Here is a 14,673-nt window from a genome sequence, read left to right on the forward strand (position 1 = left end):
GAGTGGCACAAACCTCTGCATTTCCGTGGATTGGCATGACTACGCGTACATCGTCGGACGGTAACGCTCGGCCGCGAACGTCACTGATGTTCCGCGCCCCATCTCAGCGACGATCTGCTCTGCGACTGACGTCGTGACATAGCCGTCCCAAGCATTCGCGCCACCGCTTGACGTACCGGCGCCGATCGAGCGGACCCACTCATTGAGTTGCTTCACATAGGCCGACCTGAATCGGTCGATCCAGTTACCTGCATAGGCCGTCATGCCGTAGCCGCCGGCATTCCTGCCAACACATCCGGGCGGAGCAGTCTCGATCGTTCCGTTTCGCCCGACGACCTGTACGTGCACGTGATAGCCATACTGGCAATTCATGAACACCTCCGACGACACGATTACGCCGCCGGTCATTTCCATCACGACGACCAGCGGATCGCCGTTTCCAGCACTGTAGACACGTGCGCCAACAGGTTCGGAATCGAGCAACCATCGGCTTGCATCGATTTCATGAACGAACGCATTGGTGATGGACATCGGGCCGTTGAACCAGTCCGGCGCGATGGGATTTCGGTGGACGTTGTGCACGACAACCGGTGCGCCGATGTCGCCCTCCCGGACAGCACGCTTCATCTCGATGTACGGTTGGTCGAAACGACGCATATAACCGACCTGGACCAGCCTTCGGCCCTTCGCAATTTCCGCGTCGACGACCTTGAGTGCCTCGGCCGCCGTACCGGCCAGCGGCTTCTCGCACAGAACCGGCTTGTCGGCCTCGATGCACTGCAGTACGAGGTCGCCGTGCAGCGTGTCCGGTGCGGCAACGAGAACGGCGTCGACATGCTCGGAGCGAATCAGCTCCCGCGGGTCCGTATAGACTCTCGCGCCGCCCGCCACGGTCCGCGCGCGCCCTTCATCGGCATCGCAGACCGCGACCAACTCCGCACCCGACGTCTCTTCACGCAGAATGCGCGCGTGCTCCGATCCCATTACGCCGACACCGATCACCCCAATTGCCAAGGTCATCCCCTGCCTCCGATCTATTGACACGCTATCGTTCGAACGCGGCCGTAGTGGAGGCCGCATCCGGATCTATCGCAGTTCGCCGCCCCGACGGTGATGCTTCGACGTTGGCCGCAGATGAGGAGGCGCTCGCCGGATCCATTACCGACGAGCCGCGTTACCGATTCGCCACTCACCGAGGAGCTCACCGCCTTCGCACGACTTCAGGCGGCGGCCGTGTTATCCGCGAGCCGGCTGCTGGATGTGTTCCCACACGCCGCTTTGCCCCGACACGAGGATCGCATCCGCGATGCGCTCGATCTGGACGCCGTCCTCGAAGTTCGGCGCGGCAGGCTGGTTCCCGGCGATGGCCTGCAGGAAGTTGTACCACTCGATCGACTTGATATCGATGTAGCCCTGCCCCATCCCGGCAACCGGCCACAGCTTGTCGCCGAACGGTTGATGCGGGCCGGAGTAGATCGTGCGGAAGCCGAACGCGTCCGACGGATCGTCCGCGAACGCCACACGCAGTTCGTTCAGGCGCTGATAGTCGAACGCAATCGAGCCACGGGTACCGTGGATTTCGAAGCCGAGCTGGTTGTGGTGGCCCCACGCATTGCGCGTCACTTCGATCGTTCCGCACACGCCGTTGCTGAACTTGATCATCGTCATGGCCATGTCGTCGACGTCGACCTTGCCCTTTTCCGACGATGCCTGACCTGCCGGGCCGAAGAAACGGCCAGCCGGCAGCGGCCGCTCGGCGATGAAGGTCTTGACGATCGAGTTCACCGATTCGAACTCGCCGACGAGCAGGCGCGCCGCATCGATGACGTGCGTGCCGATATCGCCAAGCGTGCCCGAACCGGCCTTCTCCTTGTTGAAGCGCCACGACAGCGGCGTGCTCGGATCCGCGCCCCAGTCCTGCAGGTAGTAGCCGCGGAACGTCAGGATCTCGCCGATACGCCCTTCGTCGATCAACCGCTTGGCCATCTGCAGCGCCGGCGTGTGGCGATAGTTGTACGAAATCATCGTGACCACGCCCGTTTCCTTCGCGGCCGCATGCATGGCTTCCGCGTCGGCTACCGTCATGGCCATCGGCTTCTCGCACATCACGTGCTTACCCGCCTTCGCGGCGGCGATCGCGATCGCCGCGTGCGTGTCGTTCGGCGTGCAGATGTCGACGATATCGATATCCGGGCGCGACACGACTTCTCGCCAGTCCGTCGCGTGCTCGGCGAACCCATATTGCGCAGCTGCATTGCGTGCGAGTTCGTCGTCGATGTCGACCACGACCTTGCGTTCGATTTCCACCGGCGAGCCGAACAGGATCGGCACCACGGCAGTAGCGATGGAGTGGGCCTTGCCCATGAAGCCAGTGCCCACCAGAGCGACATTCAGTTTTTTCACGGTTTTCCTCCAATAAGGCTGTCGTACTCGTGACGCACTCAGCCGATTCCTTGACTCTTCCGACATCAATTTGATTGTTCGCCAGTCACTCAGGATTCCGAATCACATGACGTACACCTTCTACATCTCGACAACTCAAATTCGATTCAATGTCTCCTTCGCTCCTTACTCGATAACCGCGATCTTTTCGCCCGCCGTGACCGGACGTCCGGCTTCCCCATGGATGCGGATTCGACCACCTTTCGGTGCGACGACACGCATTTCCATCTTCATCGCTTCCATGATGGCGACGGCATCGCCCTCGGCCACCGTCGCACCCTCCCCCACCAGCCACTTCTGCAGCGTTCCAGGAACCGGCGCCGTCACGATGTCGGCGCCCGCTTCCGCCTTCGCCGAATCGTCGAATGCTCGCGGGACGCCGACATTCGCAAACAGCGACGCAGGCAGACCGATCGTGTGACGCTTTCCATCGATCTCGATGAAGCTTTTCAGCAGCCCGCCCTCAGCCGGCGTGACGCGTCCGGAAGGTTCGACCCCGCCAAACTCCGTTTCGATCCAGTTGGTATGAACCTTGAATCCATCTTCGCCGCTGAAGCTCTTTTCCTCGAGCACCGCCCGATGGAATGGCAGCACCGAACCCACTCCCTCGATATCGAATTCGGCAAGCGCACGACGGGCGCGAGCGAGCGCTTGTTGGCGCGTATCGCCGGTAATGATCAGCTTGGCCATCAGCGAGTCGTACAGTCCCGGAATCTGCGAGCCGGATTCGACACCGGAGTCGAGCCGCACACCGGGACCTGCGGGCGGACGAAAGCGCGTGATCGCGCCAGGTGTCGGCAAGAAACCACGACCCGGATCTTCCGCATTAATACGGAATTCGATCGCATGACCGCGGGGCTCCGGCGTCGCCGTAATCGACACAGGAAGGCCATCCGCGATGCGCAGTTGTTCGATCACGATGTCGACACCGGTGGTTTCCTCCGTCACCGGATGCTCGACCTGCAACCGCGTGTTCACCTCGAGAAACGAGATGACCCCGTCTTGAGAAAGCAGAAACTCGACCGTGCCCGCCCCCGTATAGCCGGCCTCTGCACATATCCTGCGCGCGGCGTCGTGAATGCGCGCGCGCTGCTCGTCGGTGATGAAAGGCGCGGGAGCCTCTTCCACGAGCTTCTGGTTTCGGCGCTGCAGCGAACAGTCGCGCGTGCCGAGCACGACGGTGTTGCCGTGATGGTCGGCCATGATCTGCGCCTCGATATGGCGCGGACGGTCGAGAAACTGCTCGGCGTAGCAGTCGCCCCGGCCGAACGCCTCCGTCGCCTCACGGACGGCCGAATCGAACATCTCCGCGACGTCTTCGATACGTCGGACGATCTTCATGCCGCGCCCGCCGCCCCCGAACGCGGCCTTGATCGCCAGCGGCAAGCCCACTTCCCGCGCGAAGGCCACCGCGTCCGACGCACTGTTCAACGGCCCGTCGGATCCCCTGACCAGCGGCGCGCCGACCTTCGATGCGATACGCCGGGCCTGCACCTTGTCGCCGAGCGCGGTGATGACCTCCGGCGACGGGCCGACCCAGATCAGTCCGGCATCGATGACCGCCTGGGCGAACTCCGCGCGCTCGGACAGGAAGCCGTAGCCCGGGTGGACCGCATCGGCACCGGCGCGACGGGCGATCGCCAGAATCTTCGAGATGTCGAGATAGGTCTCCGCCGGGCGGCCAGCACCCAGCCCGTACGCTTCGTCGGCCAGTTCGGCATGCAGCGAACCGGCGTCCGCGTCCGAGTAGATTGCGACCGATGTCACGTTGTAGTCGCGCGCGGCGCGAATGACGCGAATGGCGATTTCGCCGCGATTGGCGATGAGCAGCTTCTTCATCGAACGAGTTCCTTCACTTGCGGATCGAATGCGGATATCGGGTTGAAGCGGATGCGGGCGCCGATCGGAATCTGCCCGAGCATGCCGAGATGATGGGCCGCGACGACGGCAATCACCGGGTACCCGCCGGTGACGGGGTGATCGGTCAGGAACACCACCGGCTGGCCGCTGTGCGGCACCTGAATCGATCCGAACAACGTGCCTTCCGACGGTAGCTCCGCGTCGTCGCGCCGCGCCAGCGCCAGGTCGCCCGACAGCCGCATGCCGACGCGGCTCGACTCGGGCGTGACGCGCCATTCCTGCGACAGAAACCGTGCAACACCTTCGTCGGTGAACCAGTCGGTGCGCGGCCCCGGGACGACGTCGACATCGACTACGTCGCCTTCGCGCGGAAGCGTCCGCGCGGCCGGCAGCTCCGGCTCGACGAACGTAGCGGCCTCGTCGGCCGGGACCAGGACATCGCCGCGAACGATCGGCGCCGGGCCGATCCTCGAAAGCGTATCGGTCGACGCAGACCCCAGCGTGCGCTCGACGACGAACCCGCCGCGCAGTGCGACGTAGCTCCGCATGCCGCGGCCGGGCATATCGAGCGTGACTTCCTCGCCTGCATCGACGGCAAAAGGACGCGAGTGAGGGATCACCGTCACGCGGCCATTCGCGTCGCGAATCGAAATCGGGCACGGCGCCCCCGTCACTGCGAGGGTCACCGGGCGATCGGGCACCAGCGAAAGGCCGCCGAACATCACTTCGAGCGCGGCGCGACTGCCCGGATTGCCGACACAGGCGTTCGCGAGTCGCAGCGCGGCGCTGTCGACGGCGCCGCACACGGAGACACCCTGGTCAGCCTGTCGGGGCCGTCCGAGGTCCTGATACAGCACAGGGCGGTCCGCACGCGTCACCAAAATGCCGGCGCCCGAAACCTGGCGCGCCGGCGTCGGCGCCGGCTCCGGCCACCCCGATACCGGAACGGCCGAACCTTTGCCCGCATCGCGGAAACGAACCCGATCGCCGGGTGCGAGCAAAGCCGCACGCGGACGCGTCGTGTCCCACATGGGCACCTGCGTCGTACCGAGAAGCTGCCATCCTCCGGGGCTATCCGACGGATAGATCCCGCTGAATTTCCCCGCGATCGCGACCGAGCCCGCCGGGATGCGCACGCGAGGCGTCTTGCGTCGGGGAACGTCGAATCCCGGATCGTCGGTGGTCATATACGCGAACCCCGGTGCAAATCCGGTAAACGCGACCGAGTGGACCGCATCCAGATGTCGCTGGACGAGCTCGGCCACGGACCATCCCAGCAGTTCGGCGACCTCGCCCAGATCCTCTCCGTCGTAGGAAACCGGGATATCGAACATGCTCCCGCCGCGCTCCCGACGAACGGACACGTCCAGTTGCCCGAGCCGCTCGATCAGCGCCGCGCGATCGATGACGGCCGGGTCGAAGCGAACCAGCACGGTACGCGCGCCCGGAACGACTTCGTCGACGCCGTCCACTTCGCTCGCGAGCAGCCGGTCGAGAAGCGCCAGCGTCGTTTCGAGACTCTCGAGCTCGACCAGCATGCCGGCAGAGCCGGCCGAAAGGATGCGCATCTGCTCAGACACGGTTCTCTCCCCTGCAAGCCCCGGCAAATGGCCGAAGCGCGACGCCGCGCGCGGCGAGTTGCGTTTGCAGCAAACGAGCAGTTGCAACGGCCGACGGGTTGTCTCCGTGGATGCAGATCGACTGTGCGTCGATCGTGATGTCCGTGCCGTCGATCGCGGTCACGACACCCTCCTGCACGAACCGCAGCATGCGACGCGCAACGGTGTCTGGATCGTGAATGACAGCCCCTTCCGCGCGGCGATTCACGAGGCTTCCATCCACGTTGTACGCGCGGTCGGCAAATGCCTCGCCGACGACGGCAAGGCCGGCTTCACGCGCCTGATCCGCAACAGGTGCGCCGGCGAGCACCATCAGCACGAGCGTCGGATCGATCGCCAGAATCGCATCGATGACAGCCGCCGCCTGGTAGGTATCGTGCGCGATCGTGTTGTACAGCGCGCCGTGAGGCTTCACGTAGCGAATCGACGTGCCCGCGGCCTTTGCAAGCCCCTGCAGCGCACCGATCTGGTAGATCACGTCGCCCGTCAGTTCTGCATGAGATGGCTGCATGTTGCGACGTCCGAAGCCCACCAGATCGCGATAGCCGACGTGCGCGCCGACGGCGACACCGCGCCGTGCCGCTTCATGCAGCACGGTATAGATCCCCGCCGGATCGCCGGCATGAAAACCGCAGGCAACATTCGCGCTCGTCACGATGTCGAGCATCGCCGCATCGTCGCCCATCCGCCAGGCGCCGAAGCTCTCACCGAGATCGCAGTTCAAATCAATGCTTACCATGACGCTGCCCACAGGATTTCTTCAGTGCACGAACACGCGATGCCGCTCGGGCGTTCGTGCGCGGTTCACGCGATTTTCCGGAACTTGCTGAGCGAGACGGATTCGATCCATTGCCCCGCCCGTGCGCCGAACGCCTTCGCGAACTCGGTATTCGAATGGGTCTCGAGGGCGGCTTCGTCTTCCCAGATTTCGTAGAAGACGAACTGCCCCGGCGTGTCGGCCGATTCGTGAAGATCGTATTGAATGAACCCCGGCTCCGTCCTTGCGTACGGCACCAGTTCCTTCAACGCTTCGCGCAGCACGTCTTCGCTACCGGATCGGGCAACGACGGTTGCGACCACGACCAGACCTTCCTTCTTCATCTCACTTTCCTCATTACGTTTGTTGATCGGCTGGCAACCGATCCCGGTCCAAACTCAGCCGAGATCGATTTCCACTTTCGACTTGATCGAATTGGCGATGAAGCACCCTTTGTGGGCACGGTGATGCAGCCGCTCGAGTTGCGCCTGGTTCGGCTGCTTTTCGGACGCGAAGGTCACGCGGGGCCTGAGCACGATCTCGGATACCCAGTGAAACCCGTCCGCGCTTTTCTCGACTTTCCCGACTGCATCGTCGGAGTACGATGCGACCGCATACCCGCTTCCTTCGCAGAGCGCGAGGAAGTACAGCATGTGGCAACTCGCGAGCGCGTTGACGAGCAACTGCTCCGGGTCGGCCAGACGTTCGTTCCCGAGATAGTCGGGAGCCGCGGATACAGGGATCGTCACCGTCGGGCTGATGATCGCCCGGTGGTCCCGGCTATAGGTCCCTTCCCGCTCGTGGTGCTGCTCGATAGTCCATTCCAGTCGGACGCCATGCTCGGACATCGGTGTCTCCCGGCGAGCTTCCCCGCCAAACGGTCAATTTCCATTGCGGGCAAGCTGCGACAGCCTCGCCGTATCATTGCGCCACAATATATTTATTCGCACTCTTTATCGATCCGACGCCGCCGGATTTCGCAATCGAAACCCATTCGCTCCAGCCCGTTTGCGCATCGTCGGTACGAATGCGCAACGCGCGGGAGCCGTCGCCGAATGTCAGCCATTCGATTTCGCGAGGAACCTCGGAACCGGCGCCCTCTACGGCCAGACGCTCGATCCGATGAGAAAAATCGAGCTGTCCCTCGCGCAACACGTCAAGGTATTGCCTGCCACATTGGTCCGACGCCTGCGATGTGCCGCGATTGAGCAGCTTCGCGGCGATTTCCGCATCGAACATTGCAACGACTCCTGGCTCACACGGCCGCCGCGTTCGCCGGCAAATCCGTGACGAGCATGTACCCCGGTTCATGCGTGATCGCAAAGTCCGGTTTCGCCGCCTGAAGTGCCATCTGCGGCGTGACCCCGCAGGCCCAGAACCCGAGGATGTCACCGGCCTCGATCACTGGCGGATCGCCGAACTCCGGCCGCGTGACGTCGCGAATCCCGATGGTCGCCGGGTCGCCGATATGAACCGGTGCGCCGTGCGCGAGCGGAAACCGTTCCGACAGCACGATCGCCTGGATCGCATCGGCGGGCTTGAACGCACGCATCGACACGACCATCGGGCCGCGAAACGGCCCCGCGGCCGTCGTCTGGATATTCGTCACGTACATCGGCACGTTCCGGTTCGCACTGATGTGGCGTATGTCGATTCCCGCCTGCAGAATCGCGCTCTCGAACGAGAACGAGCAACCGAGCGCGAACGTCACGAGATCGTCACGCCACAGATCGACTAGATCGTCGACCGTATCGGTGTGAACCCCGTTCCGGTACACGCGGTAGCGGGGCACGTCGGTTCGAATGTCGATCGCGCCCAGTCCGTCCAGCCCCGGGTTGCCGGGCTGCCCGACTCCCACCAGCGGACAGCTCTTCGGGTTGATTCGGCAAAACTCGCGAAAATCATCTGCGTACGTCTTCGGCAGAATTGCCAGATTTGCCTGCATGAAGCCGTCGGCGTATCCCGTCGTCGGCGCACGCAGCTTGCCGTCGCGAATCAGCAGCCGAACCTGGTCGGCCGACATCGTCCGCGTACCTGCAGTCGATTCCATTGAAAGTACCCTTGCAGGAAGATGTTCAGTTCTCGCCGAGCGCAGCAACCATCGCACGCGCAATCGCCACGTCCGCTTCCTCCGGACCACCCGACACGCCGACGCCGCCAATGACCTCGTCGCCGTGCTTCACCGGCAGGCCGCCGCCGAACACGACCAGCGGGCGGGACGCTGCGCGCTCGAGCCCGTAGAGCGAGGCTCCGGGCTGGACGAGTTTCATCCAGTAATCGGTAGGGAACCGCAGTGCTGCGGCGGTATACGCCTTGTTGTGCGCAATTTCGATCGTGCCGAACGCCGCGTCGTTCACGCGTGTGAACGCAACAAGGTGGCCGCCCGCATCCACGATCGACAACGACGAGCGCTGCGCCAGTTCGTTCGCCTTCGCGACGCCCGCTTCGATCGCCCGCCGTGCGGCTTCATATGTGATCTGCTTGCTCATTGGTTTCTTCCCGATTCTGTCCGGCAGTCAGTTGTACGCGCCGCCATCGACATTGATTGCCTGCGCGGTGACGTAAGACGACTCGTCCGATGCAAGGTAGACAAACAGCGGCGCGACCTCGTCCGGCGTCGCCTGTCGGCCCAGGGGAATGGCCGTCCGAACCACCGACTCCTGCTTGTCGCGGCCGCCCATGAAATCGATCACCGGTTGATTGAACGGCGTATCGATCCAGCCGGGGCACACGGCATTGACACGCACGCCGTCCGGCGCGAGCTCGATTGCAAGCGTGGTCGTCAGACCGATGATGGCCGCCTTGGACGCCGAGTAGCATGCGAGGCCGGTGCCGCCGCGCTTGCCCGCGAGCGACGACATCATCACGATCGACGACTGCTTCGCGGCTCTCAGGTGACGGAGCGACTCACGCGCGAAAATGAAGTTGGCGCGCACGTTGATCCCGAAGACCTTGTCCCAGCTCTCGGTGCTGAACTGCTCGATCCGCCCGGAGAGCTGGACGCCGGCATTCAGACACAACGTGTCGATGCCGCGCATCCATTCGGACGACTTTTCGATGACGCCCTTGATCTCGTCTTCGCTCGAGATGTCGGTTCGGAAAAACCGCACCTTGTCGCCGAACCGGGATTCGAGCGCGCGGCCCTTGACCTCATCGATATCGACGACCGACACGGTCGCACCTTCGGCAACGAACGACTCCAGAATGGCGAGACCGATATTGGCAACGCCGCCGGTCAGAAGTACCCGCTTGCCTGTCAAACGTCCTGACATCACAATTTCCTCAAGATCACTGCGTCGATAACCACCCAACCCCACCGGGTTCCGCTCATGACGCGAAGCAAAGCGAACCGCCGGGCGCAGCTGAATCATTGCTGCGCCGCTCGGCAGAAACGGTCATCGGGCGCGATTGATGTTTTCCAGCAGCGCGTCGTTCACGACCGACGCTGCCTCCATTTGCGGCATGTGGCCGACATCCGGAATCACGCGCAGCTGCACCGTGGACGGCAGACCGTCGGCCTGCGGGACCGGAATGATGGCGTCGCGCTCGCCCCAGAGCAGCATCACGGGGCAGGTGAGTCCCGCCAGCGTCGCACCGATCGTCTGAACCTGGCCGTTTTCGTCGGCGATGGTGTCGGCGATGGCAGACAGCGCCTCCTGGACGCCTTCCAGCCGCTTGAACTGAAGCGTGCCCTCGACCATTTCGCTCGTGATCTTTGACGGATCGGCAAACAGCTTCTCCAGCGCGGCCTGAAGCGGACGGCGGCGCTCCGCAGCAACGAATTCGGTCACGAAAGAGCGGTTGATCTCCTTGCCCAGGCCGATCGGCGCGATGAGCGTCACCGATGCGACACGCGACGGGTTGGCGGCCGCGAAGGCCGCGGCGATCGCGCCACCGAACGAGTGACCGACCAGGTGCAGTTTCCCGGACGTGATCGCGCTCGCCGCTTCCTCGACCGCCACAGTGATCTTTTTGATCACACCACCACCGGTAATCGGCGTCGACGCGCCGTGCCCGGGAAGGTCCACCGCAATCGTCCGGAACTGCTCGGCGAGCGTGCCCTGGTTGAACAGCCAGGTCGACAGGTCCCCGCCGAAGCCGTGAATGAACAGCACAGCCTCGTTGCTTTCGGGGCCGAGATCCAGCACGTTCACGCTGCCGCCGGACACGGCGACCGCCTTCGGCGCGACCACACCGCCCGCGTCGCCGTCGTCCGCATTCAGGCGATGCGCGTAGCTTGCGACGAGCGCGTCGATTTCCTCCTCGGTCGCCGCCTCATCGGCGATGACGCCGATCAGCGCGCCGACCGGCGCGATTTCGCCCTCGTTGATGACGATGCGCCGCAGGATCCCGGACACGGTCGCCTCCACCACGTTGTTGACCTTCGTGGATTCGACCTCGAGGAGTTCCTGGCCGCGTTCGACCTTGTCTCCCTCCTTCGCGTGCCATTCGAGCACGGTGCCTTCGGTCATCGTCATCCCCCACTTGGGGATGGTGACGGCTTCAATGAACGACATGATTGATTACCCCTTCAGAATCGACTTGACGGCATTCACGACGGCTTCCGGCGACGGCACGTACGCGTCTTCCAGGTTCGGTGCATACGGCACCGGCGTGTGCGGCGCCGTCACGAGCCGGATCGGCCCCTTCAGCGAGTCGAAGCACTTGTCGGCCAGTAGCGCGGAGATGTCCGTCGCGACGCTGCAGCGTGGATTCGCCTCATCGACGATCACGACCCGTCCGATGTCCTCGGTGTATTCGAGCAGCGTGTCCTCGTCGAGCGGCGACGTCGTGCGCGGATCGATGATGCATGCCGACACGCCGTCCGCCGCGAGAAGGCGAGCGGCCGTCTCCGCCACGCCGACCATGCGGCCGAGCGCAACGATCAGCACGTCTTTCCCGTCCCGCACCACCCGCGCCTCGCCGAACGGAATCGTGTATGCGCCGTCGGGCACTTCGCCCACGGTGTCGTACAGCATCTTGTTTTCGAGGAAGATCACCGGATCGTCGTCGCGGATCGCCTGGAGCAGCAGGCCTTTCGCGTCGTACGGATTTGACGGGATCACAACCTTGAGGCCGGGAATGTGCGTGAAGATCGGATAGAACGCCTGCGTGTGCTGCGCGGCCGAGCGCGTGCCGGCCCCGTACGTCGCGCGAATCACGAGCGGCGTCTTGGCGCGGCCGCCGAACATGTACCGGAACTTCGCGATCTGATTCATGATCTGGTCGAGACATACGCCGGCGAAGTCGACGAACATCAGTTCGGCGATCGGACGCAAACCCGTGAGGGCCGCGCCGGCGGCCGCGCCGACGAATGCGGCCTCGCTGATCGGCGTATCGCGAATGCGCTCGGGGCCGTAGGCGTCGAGCAGCCCGCGCGTCACGCCGAAAGCACCGCCCCACGCATCCTTGACGCCGTTGGCGCCCGCGCCGCCGGTCAAATCCTCACCCATCATGATCACGCGCGGATCACGCGCCATCTCCGAGTGCAGCGCGTCATTCAGCGCTTGACGGAACGATTTCTTTGCCATTGCTGTGGGTCCTTACAGATACTTCACGTAGACGTCGGCGGTCAGTGCCGAAAGCGGCGGGAACGGGGCTGCGCGCGCAGCACTCACGGCGGCGTCGATCTCGGCCTCGATCTGCGCATCGATCGCGTCCAGCTCGCCGTTGGCCACTTGCGATCCTTCCTGCACCTGCCTGCGGAAATTGGCGACGCAATCGCGCTCCTGGCGCATGGCCTTCTTTTCTTCCGGCGTGCGATAGTTGTCGGGGTCTCCGCTGTAGTGACCGTAGTAGCGCGGCACGTGAATCTGCAGAAGGCTCGGGCCGCCGCCATTGCGGGCACGATCGATCGCCTGGCCGGCGGCATCGTAGACCGCGAACAAGTCGGTACCGTCCACCTCCGCAGCGGGAATGTCGTAGCTCTGCGCGCGCCGCGTGAAGCTGCCGGCCGAGACGAACGCGTTCGCCGTCGCTTCGCCGAAGCCGTTGTCCTCGATCACGAAGACGATTGGAAGCATCCAGATCTTCGCGAGGTTGAAGCTCTCCGACATCACGCCTTCGTTCATCGCACCGTCACCCGCGAACGCCACCGCCACGCCACCGGTGCCGAGCAACTTCGCCGTGAGTGCGGCGCCGCACGTGATCGGCGCACCGCCGGCCACGATGCCGTTCGCGCCCAGCATCCCCTTGCGCAGGTCGGCGATGTGCTGCGAGCCGCCTTTGCCACCGCACGTTCCCGTCGCACGCCCGAACAGCTCGGCCATCATTGCGCCGATATCGCATCCCTTGGCAATGCTGTGACCATGCCCGCGATGGGTCGACGAAATGTAGTCCTTGTCCGTCAGGTGCAGGCACACGCCGACGGCGCTCGCCTCCTGCCCGGCACAAAGATGGGTATTGCCCGGAATGTCGCCGGTCGCCATCTCGTCCATCACGCGCTCCTCGAAGCGGCGAATCGTTCGCATGGCGCGATAAGCGTCCACGAGCCGCTCACTGGGAAACTTCAAGGCGGACATTCCAATCTCCTTAATTTAAATGGTGTGCGTGGCTGTGCGCCTCGACGCGACACACTCGACCGTGTTGCAAATCCGGCTCGCCCCACGAATATCGCGACAGCAGTGCCGACATGCCATTTCAATCGTCACCGTTCAATTTCGTCCGGTCCAATTGTGATTGGCGATTTCGCGCGATCACCGATTCTTATCAGTGCGTGAGCGCCAGTCCGCATCCCGATCATGAATTCACGTCGACACCAGAACCGTGCGAGCGCGATCGATCGTCGACTGCTCGCTTCAACCGCCACGAACGCACTGTTCGTTTCAGCGTTGTTAAAATTCTAGTGATGCGCCTGATGAGGTTCGTCCACCTAAAGGTGGAGAAAGAAATCGCAGCGCGTCCGCTTTCCCCGGAATCGGGTGTTCTGTGTTGAGCACCCCACCCTTCGTCGCTATGATCGATCGAACCTTCCCCGCGCCGGGGATATGTGTCGCCTCGTCCGATCGCCGGTCGACATTCGGATGCGCGCGATCGAATCGCTTTTCCCCACGCGGGTGGAGTTCGCCACATGATCGATCTTCGAAACCTGGAGACCTTTTACGCCGTCGCCCAGCTGGGGGGATTTCACCGTGCCGCGGAAAGGTTGCACACGACACAGCCCGCTGTATCCGCGCGCATCGCGCAACTCGAACAGCAACTGAAGGGACGTCTGTTCGAGCGAGACAAGCGGGGTTGCTTCCTGACCATCAAGGGCAGGCAACTGCTCGTCTACGCGGAACAAATGATTTCGCTGAGCGCCGAAATGGTCGAGGCCGTCGCTGGCCGGACGGCCCTGAGCGGGACGGTTCAGCTCGGCGCGTCGGACACGATCGTGCACACATGGCTGTCCGCGCTGCTCAAGCGGCTCAGCGTCGAATACCCGCAGATCACGCTCGAGGTCAATGTCGACGCCACGCCGAACCTGACCGCTGGGCTCGCCGACGGCACGATCGACGTCGCGCTCCTGATGGGCCCCGTGAACGCGAGCAACGCGGAGAATCTGCCGTTGTGCAGCTATCCGATCAGCTGGATCGTCTCGTCGGATTTTGAATGCGACACGGCCCACCTCACGCTGAGCGATCTTGCGCGGCAGCCGATCATCACGTTCTCCAGATCGACACGTCCGTACATGCAGCTAAAGGAGATGTTCGATCGGTCGCATCTGCATCACGTGAGAATCTTCGGCAACTCGTCGCTGTCGTCGATCGTCCGGATGACGCTCGACGGCATCGGCATCGCGGCAATTCCACACCACGTCGTGGCCGAACATCTGGCCAGCGGCCGCCTGCTCCGAATCGACACCGGCCACGAGATGCCGGTGATGCCGTTCACCGCCAGTTTCGTTCGCCGCGTCGACATGCCGCTGAGTGCGATCGTTGCCGGGCTGGCGCAAAACGTCGCCGCGCATTACGAAGGGCGCTAGGCGCCACGCCGCGCTTGCTTGGCGCAAGCGCA

The 14,673-nt window shown here is 63.6% G+C and carries 15 protein-coding genes; 1 reads left to right on the top strand and 14 read right to left on the bottom strand.

Annotated features, from left to right (window positions below):
- Positions 1 to 39: 39 nt before the first annotated feature.
- From AC1Z3W_RS11850 to AC1Z3W_RS11915, 14 genes are all read right to left on the bottom strand, one after another.
- Positions 40 to 1,020, bottom strand: coding sequence for a Gfo/Idh/MocA family protein (locus AC1Z3W_RS11850; protein ID WP_124551283.1), 981 nt, complete (start codon positions 1,018 to 1,020; stop codon positions 40 to 42).
- 216 nt (positions 1,021 to 1,236) lie between these two features.
- On the bottom strand, positions 1,237 to 2,403 hold the full coding sequence (locus tag AC1Z3W_RS11855) for a Gfo/Idh/MocA family protein (RefSeq protein ID WP_048985716.1): 1,167 nt from the start codon (positions 2,401 to 2,403) through the stop codon (positions 1,237 to 1,239).
- A gap of 165 nt (positions 2,404 to 2,568) precedes the next feature.
- A complete protein-coding gene (locus tag AC1Z3W_RS11860; protein WP_124832841.1) occupies positions 2,569 to 4,281 on the bottom strand; it encodes an acetyl/propionyl/methylcrotonyl-CoA carboxylase subunit alpha in 1,713 nt (570 codons plus the stop codon).
- Positions 4,278 to 5,882, bottom strand: coding sequence for a 5-oxoprolinase subunit B/C family protein (locus tag AC1Z3W_RS11865; protein WP_124832894.1), 1,605 nt, complete (start codon positions 5,880 to 5,882; stop codon positions 4,278 to 4,280). The genes AC1Z3W_RS11860 and AC1Z3W_RS11865 overlap by 4 nt, the downstream gene beginning before the upstream one ends.
- Positions 5,875 to 6,660, bottom strand: coding sequence for a LamB/YcsF family protein (locus AC1Z3W_RS11870; RefSeq protein ID WP_060067754.1), 786 nt, complete (start codon positions 6,658 to 6,660; stop codon positions 5,875 to 5,877). The genes AC1Z3W_RS11865 and AC1Z3W_RS11870 overlap by 8 nt, the downstream gene beginning before the upstream one ends.
- 65 nt (positions 6,661 to 6,725) lie before the next feature.
- Entirely contained in the window at positions 6,726 to 7,022 is a 297-nt protein-coding gene (locus AC1Z3W_RS11875) for a putative quinol monooxygenase (protein ID WP_048985720.1), read from the bottom strand.
- 54 nt (positions 7,023 to 7,076) lie between these two features.
- Entirely contained in the window at positions 7,077 to 7,526 is a 450-nt protein-coding gene (locus tag AC1Z3W_RS11880; protein ID WP_109342654.1) for an OsmC family protein, read from the bottom strand.
- 73 nt (positions 7,527 to 7,599) lie between these two features.
- Positions 7,600 to 7,917 (bottom strand): hypothetical protein, encoded by a 318-nt coding sequence (locus AC1Z3W_RS11885; RefSeq protein WP_124494182.1) that lies wholly within the window; start codon positions 7,915 to 7,917, stop codon positions 7,600 to 7,602.
- Between the two features lie 16 nt (positions 7,918 to 7,933).
- A complete protein-coding gene (locus AC1Z3W_RS11890) occupies positions 7,934 to 8,728 on the bottom strand; it encodes a putative hydro-lyase (RefSeq protein WP_483507645.1) in 795 nt (264 codons plus the stop codon).
- Positions 8,729 to 8,753: 25 nt separating this feature from the next.
- Complete coding sequence (locus AC1Z3W_RS11895) at positions 8,754 to 9,167, bottom strand: GlcG/HbpS family heme-binding protein (RefSeq protein ID WP_483507646.1); 414 nt, start codon at positions 9,165 to 9,167, stop codon at positions 8,754 to 8,756.
- Between the two features lie 27 nt (positions 9,168 to 9,194).
- Complete coding sequence (locus tag AC1Z3W_RS11900) at positions 9,195 to 10,049, bottom strand: SDR family NAD(P)-dependent oxidoreductase (protein ID WP_483507647.1); 855 nt, start codon at positions 10,047 to 10,049, stop codon at positions 9,195 to 9,197.
- Between the two features lie 24 nt (positions 10,050 to 10,073).
- Positions 10,074 to 11,195: an acetoin dehydrogenase dihydrolipoyllysine-residue acetyltransferase subunit gene (locus tag AC1Z3W_RS11905; protein ID WP_483507648.1), complete on the bottom strand. Its 1,122-nt coding sequence runs from the start codon at positions 11,193 to 11,195 to the stop codon at positions 10,074 to 10,076.
- Positions 11,196 to 11,201: 6 nt separating this feature from the next.
- Positions 11,202 to 12,209: an alpha-ketoacid dehydrogenase subunit beta gene (locus tag AC1Z3W_RS11910; RefSeq protein ID WP_048985726.1), complete on the bottom strand. Its 1,008-nt coding sequence runs from the start codon at positions 12,207 to 12,209 to the stop codon at positions 11,202 to 11,204.
- Positions 12,210 to 12,221: 12 nt separating this feature from the next.
- Positions 12,222 to 13,199, bottom strand: coding sequence for a thiamine pyrophosphate-dependent dehydrogenase E1 component subunit alpha (locus AC1Z3W_RS11915; protein ID WP_124494185.1), 978 nt, complete (start codon positions 13,197 to 13,199; stop codon positions 12,222 to 12,224).
- A gap of 548 nt (positions 13,200 to 13,747) precedes the next feature.
- Between AC1Z3W_RS11915 and AC1Z3W_RS11920 the strand changes: the two genes are divergently transcribed.
- Complete coding sequence (locus AC1Z3W_RS11920; protein ID WP_175761044.1) at positions 13,748 to 14,641, top strand: LysR family transcriptional regulator; 894 nt, start codon at positions 13,748 to 13,750, stop codon at positions 14,639 to 14,641.
- Positions 14,642 to 14,673 lie beyond the last annotated feature (32 nt).

Source organism: Burkholderia sp. 10_S31, assembly GCF_056930375.1.

Coding starts and splice junctions, on each gene's coding strand:
- AC1Z3W_RS11885 (WP_124494182.1), bottom strand. CDS start 7,917: ATGTTCGATGCGGAAATCGCCGCGAAGCTGCTCAATCGCGGCACATCG.
- AC1Z3W_RS11895 (WP_483507646.1), bottom strand. CDS start 9,167: ATGAGCAAGCAGATCACATATGAAGCCGCACGGCGGGCGATCGAAGCG.
- AC1Z3W_RS11860 (WP_124832841.1), bottom strand. CDS start 4,281: ATGAAGAAGCTGCTCATCGCCAATCGCGGCGAAATCGCCATTCGCGTC.
- AC1Z3W_RS11870 (WP_060067754.1), bottom strand. CDS start 6,660: ATGGTAAGCATTGATTTGAACTGCGATCTCGGTGAGAGCTTCGGCGCC.
- AC1Z3W_RS11880 (WP_109342654.1), bottom strand. CDS start 7,526: ATGTCCGAGCATGGCGTCCGACTGGAATGGACTATCGAGCAGCACCAC.
- AC1Z3W_RS11920 (WP_175761044.1), top strand. CDS start 13,748: ATGATCGATCTTCGAAACCTGGAGACCTTTTACGCCGTCGCCCAGCTG.
- AC1Z3W_RS11910 (WP_048985726.1), bottom strand. CDS start 12,209: ATGGCAAAGAAATCGTTCCGTCAAGCGCTGAATGACGCGCTGCACTCG.
- AC1Z3W_RS11875 (WP_048985720.1), bottom strand. CDS start 7,022: ATGAAGAAGGAAGGTCTGGTCGTGGTCGCAACCGTCGTTGCCCGATCC.
- AC1Z3W_RS11900 (WP_483507647.1), bottom strand. CDS start 10,049: ATGATTCAGCTGCGCCCGGCGGTTCGCTTTGCTTCGCGTCATGAGCGG.
- AC1Z3W_RS11890 (WP_483507645.1), bottom strand. CDS start 8,728: ATGGAATCGACTGCAGGTACGCGGACGATGTCGGCCGACCAGGTTCGG.
- AC1Z3W_RS11915 (WP_124494185.1), bottom strand. CDS start 13,199: ATGTCCGCCTTGAAGTTTCCCAGTGAGCGGCTCGTGGACGCTTATCGC.
- AC1Z3W_RS11850 (WP_124551283.1), bottom strand. CDS start 1,020: ATGACCTTGGCAATTGGGGTGATCGGTGTCGGCGTAATGGGATCGGAG.
- AC1Z3W_RS11905 (WP_483507648.1), bottom strand. CDS start 11,195: ATGTCGTTCATTGAAGCCGTCACCATCCCCAAGTGGGGGATGACGATG.